The sequence below is a fragment of the Streptomyces sp. NPDC026672 genome, from assembly GCF_040638185.1.
Classification (GTDB): domain Bacteria; phylum Actinomycetota; class Actinomycetes; order Streptomycetales; family Streptomycetaceae; genus Streptomyces.
On sequence record NZ_JBEZXS010000007.1, the window covers coordinates 82,409 to 96,434 of the forward strand.

Consider the following 14,026-nt stretch of genomic DNA (forward strand, 5'->3'; position numbering starts at 1 on the left):
CGGAGGGGAGTTCAGCGGTGGCGGGGCCGCGTTCAGGGGATCAGGAAGTCGGCCTTTCCCTCCTTGGCCGCGTCGACGAACTCGGCGATCGCCGAGGAGGGGTAGACGAGGGCCGGGCCGTCGGGGTCCGCCGAGTGCCTGATCGCCACGTTGCCGCGGTCGAGCTGCTTCACTTCGACACAGTGTCCGTTGCTGCTTCCGCCCCACGGCTTGTACCATCCGTCGGCCCCCAGTTCCTTGGCGGCGTTCAAGGCGTACATCAACGTTCTCTCTCCTCGATCAGGGGTGCAGACAGGGGCGGTTCGGGGGCGGACGACGCGTGTGCGGTCCTCGGCCCTCAGGAGCCCCGTAACGGCGGGCGCCGCGCAGTCGGGAACGGGGAGGACGGAGCTCTCTCGGCCCGCCGCGGGTGCTGCGGCCGTCTGCCCAGGACCATCCGAAGAGCGGTCGGGGCAGACCGTGGTGCGCTCACGTCTCACGCCTCCTCGGGCGCCCGGTCGCCGAGCAGTCTGTCATGAGAATCCCCACAGGCACAGGCCACCCGGGGGCATCCGTAGGGTCCGTTTCACATACGAAACCCCCACACCCGCCGAGCAGTTGGGCCGTTGCACCGCCGACCGCCGACCGCCGACCGCCGACCGCCGACCGCCGACCGCCGACCGCCGACCGCCGACCGCCGACCCCGGCGGACGGCCCTACGCGCTCTTGGCGCGGCTGCGGTACGCGCGGGCCGCCATGCGGGTGCTGCACGCGGTGCTGCAGTACAGGCCCGACGAGTTCCGGGTCTTGTCGAAGAAGCCGGTGTAGCACGACGGCTCCTTGCACATCTTCAGCCGGGCCCAGCCACCCCGCGCGGCCAGGTCGGCCGCGGCGGCGAAGAGCGAGCCGAAGCCGCCGAGCACCCCGTCCTGGGCCGGAACCAGCCGGCATCCCTCGGCGCTGAGGTGGGGCGCGAGAGGGTAGCGCCGGGCGATCTGCCGGAGGTACTCCTCGGCCTCGGGCAGCGCCGTCTCGCCGTCCTCGCACCCGGAATGCGCCCGGAAGACCGTCACCAGGGCGTCCCGCAGTTCGCGGGCGGCCAGCGCGTCCGCGCCGGTCACCGTGGAGCCGGCGTCGACGAGACCGTTGAGGCTCAGCCACGCGGACAGGTCCTCCGGCCCCGTCAGACGGTCCGCCCTGCCTCCGAGGGGCCCGGTGTTGACGAATCCGAGGAGCAGGTCGGAACTCGTACACACGGAAGGCGGGCACTTCTCCGCCGTGGCCTGCGTCATGGTCACACCTCTCTCCCGGACGGTCATCCTACGGCATCCACCGCTGTACGTCATGGGCGTATCCAACTAGACAATGACTGATCAGCCTCAGCGTTGTCATGCGTCACTGGCTAACGTGTTACGGTCCATTCTGTCGCGATGCCGAGGCCCGCACGGACCGCTCCATGGGCACGCGTTTTCATCTGGAGGTAGTCATGTCGTCACTTCTTGTCATCCTCACCGGGGCGACGAAATGGACCCAGAAGGACGGCTCGCAGCGTCCCACCGGCTTCTGGAGCGAGGAGTTCGTGGAGCCGCACAAGGCGTTCACCGCGGCCGGCGTGGAGCTGACCGTGGTCACCCCCGGCGGGCGTCCGGCCGTGGTGGACGAGCTCAGCCTGAGCGCGCAGGCCAACGGCGGGGACGAGGAGAAGGCCGCCGAGCTGCGGTCGTACCTGGAGAAGGAGCGGGAACTGCTCGCCTCGCCGCAGCGGCTCGAGGACGTCGACCCCGCCGATTTCGACGGCGTGTTCATCCCCGGCGGCCACGGCCCGATGCAGGACCTGGCGGTCAACGAGGACGTGGCCCGCGTGCTCCAGGCCCTGCTGCCGGACTCGTCCAAGGTCGTGGCCTCGCTCTGTCACGGTCAGGCCGCCTTCCTGGCCGCCGGTGACACCGAGGGCCAGTGGCTGTTCAAGGGTCGCCGCATGACCTCGTTCACCGACGAGGAGGAGACGCAGACCGGCCTGGCGGCCAACGCGCCCTGGCTGCTCGGCACGCGCCTCGAGCAGGCCGGGGCGATCTTCGAGCCGGGTGCCGCCTGGTCCTCGCACGTGGTCGTCGACGGCAACCTCGTGCGAAGGGCTCACCGACGAGGAACTGCGGCAGCGGTCGATGCCGCCGTCCACGCTTTCGCTGCTCGGTCTGGTGCGGCACATGGCGGAGGTGGAGCGTGCCTGGTTCCGCCGGGTGTTCGAGGACGTCGACGCTCCCATGGTCTGGTCCGAGAAGATCGACTTCCAGGCGGCCTACGACGCGAGCGCGTCGACCAGGGACGAGGCGTTCGCCGCCTGGGAGGCCGAGGTGGCGAACTCGCGCCGTATCGAGCGGGAGGCCGAGTCCCTGGACCGGGCCGGGTACCAGCCGCGGTGGGAGGAGGAGGTGTCGCTCCGGATGGTGATGGTGCACGTACTCCTGGAGTACGGCCGCCACAACGGGCACGCGGACTTTCTGCGTGAGGGCGTCGACGGAACCGTGGGCGCCTGAGGCCGCAGTCGCCGCGCGGCAACTGTTCGAGCATGTGCTCGTCCTCCGGGGACGGACCCGACACGAAACGTGCCAGGACCGCACCCTCCGGTTCCCCGCGCGCACGCCACCCCGACCCGGTCCGGTCCGGTGGTCAGGCCGTGGTCGGCTCGGACGGGACCAGACAGGCCAGGGCCTGTGCGACGGTGCGGCGGACCCGAGGGTCGCGGGCGATGTCGCGCTGGTCGATGCTGCGCAGCCCCAGCATGGGCGTGGGCCCGGGCACCACGACGGCGCCGGTGGCGCGCAGCACGGCGTTGAGGTGGTGTTCGGCGCCGTGCGAGTGGTACCCGACCAGGAGACCGGTGGCGGGCTTGGCCGTCAGCGGAGCGTGGTCGCGGGGGCGGGAGAGCCAGTCGAGGGTGTTCTTCAGTACGGCCGAGATGGCGGCGTTGTTGACGGGGCTGAGGACGAACAGGCTGTCCGCGGCGCCCACTTGGGCACGCAGCGCGGCGATCTGCGGCAGCGGGTGGTCGGTGTCCAGGTCCTCGTTGAAGAGGGGGAGGGCGTCCAGACCGGTGGCGAGGACGACCTCGTGACCGGGACCGGCCTCGGTGAGGGCGGTCCGGGCGATCTGGGTGGTCACCGACCCGGTGCGCAGACTGCCGGAGAGGACCAGGGTGCGGTGGGCGGTGGCGGGCATGGGCGTGGACATGGTCGTGGTCTCCGTGGTGCGGGTCACTGGGCGGGCTGGGAGAGGGCGTCCAGGGCCCGCAGCGCGCTGTCGGGCAGTTCGATGCCGGCGGCGGCGATGTTCTGGGCGAGGTGCGCACGGGTCGAGGTGCCGGGGATGAGCAGGATGGTGGGGGAGCGGTGCAGCAGCCAGGCCAGGGCGAGCTGCCGGGCCGTGACCCCCAGCTGTCCGGCGATCTCCTCCAGGGCCTGGACCTGAAGGGGGCGGAACCCGCCCAGGGGCCAGAACGGCACGTAGGCGATGCCCTGTTGCGCGCACCAGTCCACCAGCGCGTCGTCCTGCCGGTGGGCGATGTTGTAGTGGTTCTGCACGGCCACCACCGGCGCGATCCCCGCGGCGGCCCGGACCTGCTCCGCGCTGACGTTGCTGACGCCCAGGTTCCGGATCAGTCCCTGTTCACGCAGCTCGGCCAGCACGGTGAACGGCTCGACGATGTCGGCGGGGTCGAAGGTGTCGGTCATCCGCAGGTTCACCAGGTCGAGAGCGTCCAGGCCCAGGTGCTCCAGGTTGTCGTGGACCGCCTGGATCAGCTCGGGGCGCGACAGTGCGGCGGGCCAGCCGCGGTCGGGGGTGCGGCGGGCACCGACCTTGGTGGCGATGTGCAGCCCCGCGCGGTAGGGGTGCAGGGCCTCACGGATCAGTTCGTTGACGACGTGGGGGCCGTAGTAGTCGCTGGTGTCCAGGTGCGTGATCCCGGCGTCGGCCACGCCGCGCAGGACGGCCAGGGCCTCGTCACGGTCGCGCGGTGGACCGTACGCCATCGGGCCGGCCAGTTGCAGCGCGCCGTAGCCGACACGCGACAGCGTGAGGGTGTCGGACAGGCGCAGGGTGCCACCGGGAAGGGTGTCGCTCATCGCGGGAAACTCCTTGGCGAAAGGGGTGAGTCGAGGGGCCGACGGTCGCGGTCGCCGTCTGTTCGGCGGACCGTCCGCGGCCTCACGTCCACCCTGCCGTCCCGGCGCCCGGACGCCCACCGAATCCCGGCGGAAGGGATCCGAACCTCCATCCCCAGGGTCAGGAGCCACCTATAGTTCCACCGTGGATCAGACAGACCGGCGCATCGTGCAGTGCCTCCTCCATGACGGGCGCATGTCCTTCCGCCGCATCGCCCAGGTCGTGGGGGTCTCCGAGCAGACCGCGGCCCGCCGCTACCGTGCGCTGGTGGCCGACGGCGCCGTGCGCGTCCGGGCACTGCCCGGACCCGGCCGGGCAGGCGAGCAGAGCTGGTTCGTGCGGGTCCAGTGCCGGCCCGACGCGACCGACGCGCTCGCCGACGCCCTGGCCGCGCGCGAGGACACCTCGTACGTCAGCGTGACCTCCGGCGGGTCCGAGATCGTCTGCCAGACCCGCAGCGACCCCGCCCGCCCCCAGGGCTCCGTCCTGCAACGCCTGCCGCGCACCGCGAAGGTCCTGGGCTTCCACGCCTACCAGGTCCTCCACATGCACCTGGGCACCGACGCCAAGTGGCGCGCCTTCGACGGGACCCTCACCCCTGCCCAACTGGCCGCGACGCAGGCCCCGGACCCCGTCGACACGATGCGGGACCCGGACCCCGCCCGTACGACGGAAGCCCCGGACCCCTCCGACCTCCCACCGGATCACGGGGAAGGACCGGGCGTACTGCGCGACTCCGACGCCCCGCTCCTGGCCGAGCTCGCGCGCGACGGCCGTGCCGGTGTGGTCGAACTGGCCCGCAGCACCGGCTGGACCAAGGCACGCGTCTCGGCGCGGCTGGAGGAACTGCTCGACGAGCGCGCGCTCCACATGGCCGTCGACCTCGCCTACGGCCGCTTCGGATTCCACGCCACGGCCTACCTCTGGCTCACTGTCACCCCCGGCCGGCTGCACCCCACCGGCGAAACGCTCTCGCGCCACCCCGCGACCACCTTCGCCGCCGCCGTCACCGGCTCGGCCAACCTGCTGGTCACCGTCACCTGCCGCACCACCGACGACCTCTACGCCTACGTCACCGGTACGGTCGGCGCGATCCCGGCCATCACCCAGGTCGACGTCGTCCCCGTCCTGAACCGCCTCAAGCAGGCGGGCACCCGGGTCCGCGACGGCCGCCTGACCCCTTCCTGACGCCAACTCCCGGCACGGACAAGGGCGATGCGGCGCGCGCCCCGAGGTCTGCCGTGCTCCGAACCATTGACACCGGCCCGGCGCGACACCACACTCGCGACAAGCCAATGGTGAAGGAAAGTTCACTCAGCGAACAACCGGCTGGATCGTCGACTCCGCAGGCACACCCCCACCACACCTGCCCTCAGGGAGCGAACGCACCGTGACCACCTCTCAGCCCCGGGAATCCCGGGTGTCCCGCCCGTTCGGACCCGCGGGCGTCGTCATCGCCCTGTGCTGGCTCGCCGTCTTCTTCGACGGCATGGACGTCAACATCTACGGCGCGACGATGCCGCACCTCCTCGCCGACAAGAGCCTCGGTTTCTCCCCGTCCCTCGCCGGCACCGTCGGCAGCTGGACCACCTTCGGCATGCTCGTCGGTGCCCTCCTCACCGGCACCCTCACCGACTGGCTGGGCCGCAAGCCGCTGGTCATCGGCAGTGTGGTGTTCTTCTCGCTCGGCTCGGCGCTGTGCGCCCTCGCGCCGAGCGTCACCGTGTTCGGCGCCGGGCGGTTCGTGTCCGGGCTCGGGCTCGGCGGGCTGATGCCGATCGGGCTCGCGATCGTCGCCGAGTTCGCGCCGCCGCGCCGGGCCGCGCTGGCGACCGGCGTGATGATGACCTCGTACCACGCGGGCGGCATGGCGGCGACCGGCATCGGCCTCGCCGTCGCCCCCGACCACGGCTGGCGCTGGGTGTTCTGGGCCGGTGTGCTGCCCGCGGTGGTGGCCGTTCCGCTGGTCCTGAAGTGGCTGCCGGAGTCGCCGGGCGTGCTGTACGCCAGGGGCCGCGCGGACGACGCGTACGCCGTCGCCGACCGGTACGGCCTGGACCGGCCGCGAGCCGCCGAGGCGCCCGAGGCCGGGGCCAAGGGGCGCCTGTCCGCGATCACCGCGCTCTTCGCCCCCGGCACCCGCTGGGCCACGCCCCTGCTGTGGACCGCGTCGTTCGCCGGGCTGCTCCTCGTCTACGGCGTCTCGACGTGGCTGCCCGAACTGATGCGGGCCTCCGGCTACTCGCTCTCCTCCTCGATCACCTTCCTCATGGTGATCAACGCCGGCGGCATCGTCGGCATGCTCGTCGCGGGCCGTACCGCCGACAGGTTCGGCCCGGTGCGGATCTCCGCGATCTGGTTCGTGCTGACCGCCTGCGGCACCTTCCTGCTCAAGGCCCAACTGCCGCTCGGCGCCGCCTACGTCGTCGTCTTCCTCACCGGTGTCTGGCTCTTCAGCGCCCAGACGATGGTCTACGCCGCCACCTCCCGGGTCTACGCGCCGACCGAGCGGGCCACGGGACTGGGCTGGGTGACGGGTGTCGGCCGGGTCGGCGCGGTGGTCGGCCCCTCGCTCGGCGGCGCGGTGGTCGCGGGCGGCAACGCCGGCCTGGGCTTCACCACATTCGCGGTGTCCGCGGTGCTCGGCGCCGTCGCCATCAGTCTCGTACCGCTCGTCCGGGGCGCCCGCCCCGCACACCGCACCGGAACGGCCGCCACGGAAGCCGTCGCGAGGCCCTGAGCCGACGCGGTGTGCGCCGTAGTCCTCGGAGGGCATGGCCAAGAGCCACTTCGTGCGATGTCATGGCTTCAGGTGACGGTGTGTCCCGTGCGGGCCGTCCGGGAACGCAGCGTCCTTCCAACGACATCGTGCAGAAGGAGTGGGGATGCCATGCTCGCCCATCGTTCCAGCGACGGTCCGGGCCGCCCGGTCGTGTTCGTCCACGGCAACTCCTCCTCGTCCCGGACCTGGTTGCCCTTGCTCGACACGTCCTTCGGGACGCGCTACCGGTGCTTCGCGCCGGACCTTCCGGGACACGGCCGGTCGGCCCCGCGGGCAGAGGGCGTCGACGGCTATTCGGTGCCCGGGTACGCCGCCGCGGTGGCCGACTTCATCACCACGAAGGGACTTCAGGACGCCGTTGTGGTCGGCTGGAGCCTCGGGGGCCACGCCGTCATCGAAGCCGCTCCCACCCTCGACACGTCGGTGGCGGGATACGTGATCTTCGGGACGCCGCCGATCGAGGACGCGGCCTCCTTCGCCCGTGCCTATCTTCCCAATCCGGCGATGGGCCACGGCTTCCGGGCCACGCTCACTCCCGCCGAGGCGCGGGAGTACGCCGTCAGTTTCGTGGCCGCGCACTCGGCCGTTCCGCTGGACGACCTGGTGTCGGACATCCTGGCCACCGACCCCGACGCCAGGGGCGGCCTGGGAGCGTCCGTCAGCGAGGGCAGATTCGTCAACGAGGCGGACATCCTGAGCCATCTGACCAGACCCATCGCCATCCTGCACGGCGCCGAGGAGAGCCTCGTCAGCGTCGACTACCTGAAGGGCCTTGCCGCGCCCACCCTGTGGCGCGACTCCGTCCAGTCCGTCGAGGGAGCCGGCCACGCCATCCACCTCGACCGCCCCGAAGCACTGGCCGACCTGCTGGAGGCTTTCATCACCGACCTTCCGCCCCACCCCTGACAGTCGGGGCGCGTGCGCGAGGATGACGGATGACCTTGCCGCACTGCTGCCCTGGAGGAACCTGGTGGACATGAGCCCCGAGCCCAGGCTGATCCTGCTGTGCGGGCTGCCCGGCTCCGGGAAGACGACGCTGGCCAAACGCTTGGCGCGCGAGATCCCGGCGGTGCGGCTGTGCCCGGACGAATGGATGTCGGACCTCGGCATCAACCCGTTCGACGAGCAGGCCCGCGACCGGCTGGAGCGGCGGTTCTGGGCCCATGCCCAGGAACTGCTGCGGCTCGGGCAGGCCGTGATCCTGGAGTTCGGGTTCTGGGGGCGCCCCGAGCGGGACGAGAAGCGAACGGCGGCGCGCGCACTCGGGGTTCCCGTGGAGCTGCACCACCTTGTCGCGTCGATCGACGAACTGTCCCGCCGTCTCGAAACCCGCGGCCGGGAAGGCGAGCCGGGAACCGTCCCGGTCAGCCGAGAACAGCTCCAGGAATACGCCGAGTCCTTCCAGGCGCCCGACGCGGACGAACTGGCACTCTTCGACAACTCACCGACTCAGGGGGAGGACGAGGCGCGCCGCTGAGTCGCCCTCGTGCGCATCATGCGACGCGCATCACCGAGGCGTGGCGGCCGCGCGAGCGGCTGCTTCCGGGCGACGACATCGGGCCGCCCTCGCCAGGATTCCGTCGTCAGCCCGCACGGCATGATCATGGGCATGCGCGGGTTCGGCAGCAGTGGCCCCGGTGCCACCGTCCGCGCGTACTTCGGTTTCACCGCCGTAGCCGTCCCATCGCCGAAGCCGTCCGTCAGGTTCTGCGGGTGCAGAACCCCACCCTCGACCGAGAAGGCCCGAACCGTGATCTCCATCGGAGTTGTCGCACCACCGGATCTGCCACCCGCCGACTTCATCCACTACGCCCAGGACGCGGAGCGGCTCGGCTTCGACCAGCTGTGGGTGGTCGAGGACTGCTTCTTCCGCGGCGGCATCGCCCAGGCCGCGGTCGCGCTCGCGCAGACCCGCTCCCTCACCGTCGGATGCGGAATCCTGCCCGCGGGCGCCCGCAACCCCGCCTTCGCCGCGCTCGACATCGGCACGCTCGCCGCCATGTTCCCCGGCCGGCTCGTCGTCGGAGCGGGCCACGGCATGCCGAACTGGATGCGCCAGACGGGAAGTTGGCCGGAGAGCCCGGTCACCCTGCTCACCGAGTACATCACCGCCCTGAAGGATCTGCTGGCCGGCCGCAAGGTGACCACCGACGGCCGGTACGTCCGGTTGAGCGACGTCCAGCTCGAATCGCCGCCCGTGTCCGCGCCGCCGGTCCTCGCCGGTGTGCGCGGGCCCGTCTCCCTGCGGCGCACCGGCGCGGTGGCTGACGGCGTCATCCTCGCCGAGCCGGTTACCCCCGAATACCTCGGCGCGGTACGCCGAATCACCGATCCCGCCCGTGTCGTCGCCTACAACATCGGCGCGATCGACGAGTCCCCCGCCCTGGCACGGCAGCGGGCACGACAGGGCCTGCGCATGATCGGGGACCCCGAGTGGGCGCCGCACATCGCGCCGCTGCCCTTCGCCGAGGAGTTCGCGGAGCTGCGGCAGGAGGCCGCGTCCCGCGAGGCGTTCGCCGACGCGCTGCCGGACGCCTGGGTCGACCAGCTCGCCGTGGTCGGCACGGCGCGCACCGCGGCGGAGCGGGCCCACAGCCTCGCCGCCGCGGGCGCCACCGACCTCGTCCTCATCCCGGCCGGCGACGAGCCCCGGGCGTGCCTTCCCTCACTCGCCCGCATCCTCCCGGAAATCGCCCACCTCCGGAACGAGGACCCGGACACCCCCTAGGACGGCATCCGTTCCTCGCGGACACCGTCCTGGGCGCCTTCATGTCGCGCCGGGCGCCCAGGACGGGCCAGCGCCGTTCCCGAACCGCTGACGGTGGCTGCCCGCCTCAGCGCAAGGCACTCAGCACAAGGCCGCCTCAGCACAAGGCGCCGGCCTCCCGCACATCGCCGAGCGCTTGCCACGCGACGGCGGCGCCGAAGCCGCACCGGCCGACCTGAAGCGGATCACGGACGCGATCCTCACCGGCCGGATCACGGTAACGCTGTGACCGGCTGAACTCACTTCACATTGACGCCCGCCCAGGCGGCGTTCACGGCCTCCCGCTCGGTGCTGTCCGGGCCGTACAGGTCCTCGGTCGCGCGGAGGCTCGCCTCGCGTGCCGCGTGGTAGTCGGTGTTCGAGGTCATGTACGTGGTCAGCGCCCGGTACCAGATCTTCGCGGCCTTGTCCCGCCCGATGCCGGTGAGGGTCGAGCCGTCGGCGGTCGGGCTGTCGTAGTCGACGCCGTTGATCGTCTTCTTGCCGCTGCCCTCGGACAGCAGGTAGAAGAAGTGGTTGGCTATTCCGGACGAGAAGTGCACGTCCAGGTCGCCGACACCGTCGTACCAGGCGTCCGCGGACTCGCCGTCCTTGCTCGGCTCGTCCATGTAGCGGATGGGCTTGCCCGGTTCGAGGGTGTCGATCTTCTCGCCCAGGAGGTAGTCACCGACGTCCTCCGGGTTGCCGGCGCCGAATTCGACCGCGGAGGCGAAGATGTCGGACGTGGCCTCGTTCAGACCGCCGGACTCGCCGCTGTAGACGAGTTGCGCGGTCGCGGAGGTGACGCCGTGGGTCATCTCGTGCGCGGAGATGTCGATCTCGGTCATCGGGCCGATGCCGCCGCCGCTGAACCCGTCCCCGTAGGTCATGCAGAAGCAGGCGTCGTCCCAGAAGGCGTTGGCGTAGCCGCGACTGTAGTGGACCCGCGAGTAGGAGCCGACGCCGTCGTTCCTGATGCCGTTGCGGCCGTGCTCCGCCTTGTAGTAGTCCCAGGTCAGAGCCACGCCGTAGTGGACGTCGACCGCGGCCGTCTGGTCGTCGTCGACCGTTCCGTCGCCCCAGTGGTCGTCGGGGTCGGTGAACAGGGTGCCGCGCCCGGGAATGGTCGTCCGGTTGAGGTTGTACGTCTTGTGGCCGCCGCGTTCGGCGTCCGTGAGGCTGTAGGTGCCGTCCTGCTCCCGTGTCGTCCCGACGGTGACCTCACCGCTGTACTGGCTCTCCCCGGTCCCGGTGTGGACGCCCTGGTAGCTGTACAGCTCCGCGCCCGTGACGGCGTCGGTGATCACGTGCAGTTCGTTGGGGGTGCCGTCCTTCTGCATCCCGCCGACGACGGTTTCGTAGGCGAGGACGGGTTTGCCGTCGGCGGCCCAGACCACCTTGCGGGGTGACTCGGCCACGGCCTTGGCGGTGTTGTCGGCCTCGGCGCTTTCCAGGGCGGTTCGCCGGGCGGCGGACGCGGTGACGTGCGCCGTGGTGGTGGCGACGGCGATGGGGGTCTCCGTGGCCTTGGTGACGCTCTCGAGGGCGCCGTCCGCCGTCGTGTGGACCACCAAGTCGCCCCCGAGGACGGGGAGTCCGTCGTAGGTCCGGTCGTAGCGGGTGTGCGTGCTGCCGTCGGTGTCCTTCAACACGTCGGAGACGACCAGCTTTTCCTTGCCGCCCAGCCGTAACTGCCGTGCGACCCGGGTGGTGTGGGCCGTGGCGTCGCGCAGCAGCTCCGCCCGGCCGGTGGCCGACAGGGCGAGCGGCACGGCACCCTCACGGAGACCGTCGCCGGGGGAGGCGCCGGCGGGTGCGCCGGTCAACGCGGCGATGGCCAGCGCCAGGGTGGTAACGGCCGCACCGGCGGCGGCCCTTGTGTCATGCGATCGCACGGGTCGAGTCAAGGCGAACTCCTGATTGCCGTGGGGGGAACCGGACGGTGGGGTCCGGCGGGTGTACAGGAAACGCGAACACGAGCTGTCGCCAGCCGACCGGAGTTTAGCGCGTCCATGTCAATCTTGGTCATGTCCCGGGCAGGGCGCCTTGGGCGGCCCGCCGATTCGCCGACTTGCCAGGTGTGGATGCCGACGTGGAGGGTGCCGCCCGGAGGCTAGGTCTCCGGCGTGGGCTCGGGGTGAGAGTCGGGCGTCGGGCTGTGGTGTTCCGTCGATCGTTGCGACCAGCGTGTGGTACCTGCCCAGCAGACCGGTGAACCGGGAGAAGGTTCGTACGGTGCGTCGGCTCTCCGGGGCGAGGGCGTCGGCGGTGGTGGTCCGGTCGTCCAGTCCGATGCCCTCGACATGGCGGGCGAACTCCGCGGTCGGGGCGGTGAGTCGGTCGGCGATGTCCCGGGCCTGTGCGGAGTCCGCGGGTAGTCCGGTTGTCGGTGAGCGCTTCACGGATCTCGTCCAGACCGGCGCCCAGTTCGCGCAGGCTGCGGACGAGTTCCAGCCGGGCGACGGCGTGGACGTCGTAGAGCCGGTATCCGGCGTCGGAGCGACCGCCGGCCGCGATGATCCCGGCGTCGGAGTAGAACCTGATGGCGCCGACGCTCGGACCGGTCCGGTGCGCCACCCGCCCGATGGGATACGGCTCGGTGTCGTCCACGCGGGCCACTATGGAGTCTGAAGAAGGTCGAGAGTCAACTCTGAGCTCGGCGAGGAAGGAAGAAGCGGATGCGTGAGATCACGGTCACGATGTTCATGACCCTGGACGGTGTGGTCCAGGGCCTCGGCCGCCAGGACGAGGACACCCGTGGCGGCTTCGCGTACGGGGGTTGGGGGCCTGCGTACAACGACGACGTGATGGGACACGAACTCGCCCGGGGCATGGCCAGGCCGGGCGACATGCTGTTCGGCCGGCGTACCTGGCAGGACTTCCTGGTGGCCTGGGGAAGCGCGACGGACGGCAACCCGTTCACCACGCACATGAACGCGGCCACCAAGTACGTCGTGTCGAGGACCCTGCGGAGCGCGGACGCCTGGCAGAACTCGATCCTGCTGCGCGGCGACGCCGTCGAGACCGTGACCGAACTGAAGGCCCAGTCAGGGAGGGCCCTGTCCGTCAACGGCAGCGCGTCGCTGGTACGCACCCTGCACGCCGCCGGTCTGATCGACCACTACACGCTGCTGATCCACCCGCTGACCCTCGGCACCGGTACACGGCTGTTCGAAGGCCCCGCCCCCATGACCGAGTTCGAACTCACCGGCAGTGTCACGACCGGTAAGGGCGTGATCATCGCGCACTACTCGCGCCGTTGACGCGTGATCGCGCCGCCGGTGAGGGGGAGTGTCCCCTGATCAGCGCGCGCTGGGCGCGGTTCTGCGGTAGGCCGTGGGTGTCGTACCGATCTCGCGCCTGAAGTGCGTCCGCAGGTTGCTCGCCGTGCCGAACCCCGTCGCGTCGGCGATCTTCTCGACGGACCAGTCCGTCCGTTCGAGGAGCCGCCGCGCGGTGAGTATTCGCTGGAGGGTGACCCAGCGCATGGGAGGCATTCCGGTTTCGGCCTGGAACCGCCGGATGAACGTCCGCCGGGACAGATTGCTGTGGGCGGCCATGTGCCCGACGGTGACGGACCGGGCCATGTTCTCCATCACCCAGGCGCGGGTGGCGGAGAGCGACGCGGCGGGCGGTGCGAGAACGTCCGTGTACTGATGGTGGTCACCGTCTCGCACCGGCGCCGCGACGACACCTTTTCCGGCCTCGTGCGCCGCGGCCGCACCGTAGTCGGTGCCGATGACATGGAGGCAGGCGTCGATGCCGGCACCGGCCCCCGCCGACGTGAGGATGTTTCCGTCCTCCACGAAGACCCTGTTGTCCAGAACGTTGACGGCGGGGAAGAGACGGCGGAGTCGCGAGGTGTATTGCCAATGTGTGGTGGCGTTCCTCCGGTCGAGGATTCCGGCGGCCGCCAGTGCGAAGGCACCCGTGCAGATGGCGACGATGCGTGTGCCGCGGTCGGCGCACCGGCGCAGAGTGTCGAGATGGGAGTCGGGGAGGGGAGTCTCCGGGTCCTGGAATCCCGGGACCACCACGATGTCCGCGGTTGCCGCCGCGGCCAGGGGGTGCGTCGCCACAACTCCCGGCACGGCGTCGTCGGTCGGTACGTGGTGGTCGTCCGGGCGGTGGTCGCCGTCCGGGCGGGTCTCCGCGGTGGCTTGCGCAGTGGCTTCCACGGTTTCGGAGCAGACAAGGACCCGGTAGCCGTCGTGGCTGCCCAGGATGTGGGCGGGGATGCTGAAGTCGAGAGCGATCACGCGGGGCGTCACCAGGATGGCCACGATCAGTCGGCCGGCGTGGTCGGGCAATGCGGCTCCTCCGGTCCTACAGCGGTCTGCACGGCGCAGTAATTG

The 14,026-nt window shown here is 71.0% G+C and carries 13 protein-coding genes and 2 pseudogenes; 8 read left to right on the plus strand and 7 right to left on the minus strand.

The window, feature by feature from the left end:
* Positions 1–32: 32 nt before the first annotated feature.
* Complete coding sequence (locus AB0F77_RS10280) at positions 33–260, minus strand: DUF397 domain-containing protein (RefSeq protein ID WP_361944525.1); 228 nt, start codon at positions 258–260, stop codon at positions 33–35.
* Between the two features lie 435 nt (positions 261–695).
* Positions 696–1,271: a CGNR zinc finger domain-containing protein gene (locus AB0F77_RS10285; RefSeq protein ID WP_361944528.1), complete on the minus strand. Its 576-nt coding sequence runs from the start codon at positions 1,269–1,271 to the stop codon at positions 696–698.
* Between the two features lie 194 nt (positions 1,272–1,465).
* Here AB0F77_RS10285 and AB0F77_RS10290 point away from each other — a divergent pair.
* Together AB0F77_RS10290 and AB0F77_RS10295 are read left to right on the plus strand one after the other, a co-directional pair.
* Positions 1,466–2,047: pseudogene (locus tag AB0F77_RS10290) on the plus strand (type 1 glutamine amidotransferase domain-containing protein); the annotation flags it as partial.
* Positions 2,048–2,105: 58 nt separating this feature from the next.
* Positions 2,106–2,516 (plus strand): annotated as a pseudogene (locus AB0F77_RS10295) (DinB family protein); the annotation flags it as partial.
* A 133-nt stretch (positions 2,517–2,649) separates the two neighbouring features.
* Here AB0F77_RS10295 and AB0F77_RS10300 read toward each other — a convergent pair.
* Complete coding sequence (locus tag AB0F77_RS10300) at positions 2,650–3,210, minus strand: NAD(P)H-dependent oxidoreductase (protein WP_361944531.1); 561 nt, start codon at positions 3,208–3,210, stop codon at positions 2,650–2,652.
* Positions 3,211–3,233: 23 nt separating this feature from the next.
* On the minus strand, positions 3,234–4,103 hold the full coding sequence (locus AB0F77_RS10305) for an oxidoreductase (RefSeq protein WP_361944534.1): 870 nt from the start codon (positions 4,101–4,103) through the stop codon (positions 3,234–3,236).
* A gap of 184 nt (positions 4,104–4,287) precedes the next feature.
* On the opposite strand from AB0F77_RS10305, the gene AB0F77_RS10310 reads away from it, so the two are divergent.
* From AB0F77_RS10310 to AB0F77_RS10330, 5 genes are all read left to right on the plus strand, one after another.
* Positions 4,288–5,331, plus strand: a complete 1,044-nt coding sequence (locus AB0F77_RS10310) for an AsnC family transcriptional regulator (protein WP_361944537.1) — start codon at positions 4,288–4,290, stop codon at positions 5,329–5,331.
* Positions 5,332–5,533: 202 nt separating this feature from the next.
* On the plus strand, positions 5,534–6,883 hold the full coding sequence (locus AB0F77_RS10315) for an aromatic acid/H+ symport family MFS transporter (protein ID WP_361944540.1): 1,350 nt from the start codon (positions 5,534–5,536) through the stop codon (positions 6,881–6,883).
* 150 nt (positions 6,884–7,033) lie between these two features.
* Positions 7,034–7,831 (plus strand): alpha/beta hydrolase, encoded by a 798-nt coding sequence (locus AB0F77_RS10320; RefSeq protein ID WP_361944543.1) that lies wholly within the window; start codon positions 7,034–7,036, stop codon positions 7,829–7,831.
* A 22-nt stretch (positions 7,832–7,853) separates the two neighbouring features.
* Positions 7,854–8,402: an ATP-binding protein gene (locus tag AB0F77_RS10325; RefSeq protein ID WP_361944546.1), complete on the plus strand. Its 549-nt coding sequence runs from the start codon at positions 7,854–7,856 to the stop codon at positions 8,400–8,402.
* A 273-nt stretch (positions 8,403–8,675) separates the two neighbouring features.
* The gene (locus AB0F77_RS10330; RefSeq protein WP_361944549.1) at positions 8,676–9,653 is read left to right on the plus strand and encodes an LLM class flavin-dependent oxidoreductase; all 978 of its coding nucleotides are present in this window, start codon (positions 8,676–8,678) and stop codon (positions 9,651–9,653) included.
* Positions 9,654–9,931: 278 nt separating this feature from the next.
* Here the strand turns inward: AB0F77_RS10330 and AB0F77_RS10335 are convergent, their stop codons facing one another.
* Together AB0F77_RS10335 and AB0F77_RS10340 are read right to left on the minus strand one after the other, a co-directional pair.
* A complete protein-coding gene (locus AB0F77_RS10335; RefSeq protein WP_361944552.1) occupies positions 9,932–11,566 on the minus strand; it encodes a M4 family metallopeptidase in 1,635 nt (544 codons plus the stop codon).
* A gap of 130 nt (positions 11,567–11,696) precedes the next feature.
* Positions 11,697–12,290: a MerR family transcriptional regulator gene (locus AB0F77_RS10340; RefSeq protein ID WP_361944555.1), complete on the minus strand. Its 594-nt coding sequence runs from the start codon at positions 12,288–12,290 to the stop codon at positions 11,697–11,699.
* Positions 12,291–12,349: 59 nt separating this feature from the next.
* Here AB0F77_RS10340 and AB0F77_RS10345 point away from each other — a divergent pair, with 59 nt between their 5' ends.
* Complete coding sequence (locus AB0F77_RS10345) at positions 12,350–12,934, plus strand: dihydrofolate reductase family protein (RefSeq protein ID WP_361944558.1); 585 nt, start codon at positions 12,350–12,352, stop codon at positions 12,932–12,934.
* Between the two features lie 39 nt (positions 12,935–12,973).
* Here AB0F77_RS10345 and AB0F77_RS10350 read toward each other — a convergent pair whose 3' ends face one another.
* A complete protein-coding gene (locus AB0F77_RS10350) occupies positions 12,974–13,981 on the minus strand; it encodes a helix-turn-helix domain-containing protein (RefSeq protein ID WP_361944561.1) in 1,008 nt (335 codons plus the stop codon).
* Positions 13,982–14,026: the final 45 nt, after the last annotated feature.

What these genes read in the sequence shown, in the direction of transcription:
- AB0F77_RS10300 (WP_361944531.1), bottom strand. Translation starts at nt 3,210, where the DNA reads ATGTCCACGCCCATGCCCGCCACCGCCCACCGCACCCTGGTCCTCTCC.
- AB0F77_RS10320 (WP_361944543.1), top strand. Translation starts at nt 7,034, where the DNA reads ATGCTCGCCCATCGTTCCAGCGACGGTCCGGGCCGCCCGGTCGTGTTC.
- AB0F77_RS10325 (WP_361944546.1), top strand. Translation starts at nt 7,854, where the DNA reads ATGACGGATGACCTTGCCGCACTGCTGCCCTGGAGGAACCTGGTGGAC.
- AB0F77_RS10285 (WP_361944528.1), bottom strand. Translation starts at nt 1,271, where the DNA reads ATGACGCAGGCCACGGCGGAGAAGTGCCCGCCTTCCGTGTGTACGAGT.
- AB0F77_RS10280 (WP_361944525.1), bottom strand. Translation starts at nt 260, where the DNA reads ATGTACGCCTTGAACGCCGCCAAGGAACTGGGGGCCGACGGATGGTAC.
- AB0F77_RS10305 (WP_361944534.1), bottom strand. Translation starts at nt 4,103, where the DNA reads ATGAGCGACACCCTTCCCGGTGGCACCCTGCGCCTGTCCGACACCCTC.
- AB0F77_RS10345 (WP_361944558.1), top strand. Translation starts at nt 12,350, where the DNA reads ATGCGTGAGATCACGGTCACGATGTTCATGACCCTGGACGGTGTGGTC.